At 48.2% G+C, this 799-nt stretch carries 1 protein-coding gene; it reads left to right on the top strand.

Annotation, left to right across the window (positions count from 1 at the left end):
* Positions 1–799 (top strand): aldehyde dehydrogenase family protein (locus tag IRB43_RS17620; RefSeq protein WP_203364749.1); only part of this gene is annotated, 799 nt, incomplete at both ends.

Below are 799 nucleotides of genomic sequence, written 5' to 3'. Positions count from 1 at the left end.
CCGAAAACACGCTTTATTTCTTTCACTGGTTCTCGTGATGTCGGTCTGCGTATTTTCGAACGTGCGTCTAAATTAAATGAAGGCCAAATTTGGTTAAAACGTGTGATCGCTGAAATGGGTGGAAAAGACACTATCATCGTCGATAAAGAAGCGGATCTTGAATTAGCGGCGCAGTCGATCGTCAAATCCGCCTTCGGTTTCTCCGGCCAAAAATGTTCAGCTTGTTCTCGGGCTGTCATCGTGGAAGACGTGTACGATCAAGTATTAAACCGTGCGATCGAGTTAACGAAAGAAATCACCGTTGGGGATCCAGTAGAGAATCATTACATGGGGCCGGTGATCGACCAAGCGGCATTTGACAAAATTATGAGCTATGCCAAACTTGGCCATGAAGAAGGCCGCGTTGTCACAGGCGGAGAAGGAGATGATTCGAAGGGGTACTTTGTTCAACCGACAATTGTCGCGGATGTCGATCCGAAAGCGCGTTTAATGCAAGAAGAAATCTTTGGCCCGGTTGTAGCGTTTGCGAAAGCGAAAGACTTCGATCATGCGCTAGAAATCGCCAACAACACGGAATACGGCTTAACGGGAGCGGTGATCACGACCAACCGCGCGAACATGGAAAAAGCGCGTGAAGACTTCCATGTCGGAAACCTTTACTTCAACCGCGGCTGTACGGGAGCGATCGTTGGTTATCAGCCATTCGGCGGCTTCAACATGTCCGGAACGGATTCGAAAGCGGGCGGACCTGATTATTTACAGCTGCATATGCAAGCAAAAACAACGTCAGAAATGTTAT

Source organism: Bacillus sp. REN10, assembly GCF_016820555.1.
Taxonomy (GTDB): Bacteria; Bacillota; Bacilli; order Bacillales; family Domibacillaceae; genus Bacillus_CE.
The sequence above is the reverse complement of the archived record's forward strand: the minus strand, read 5'-3'. Positions and strand labels throughout refer to the sequence as shown.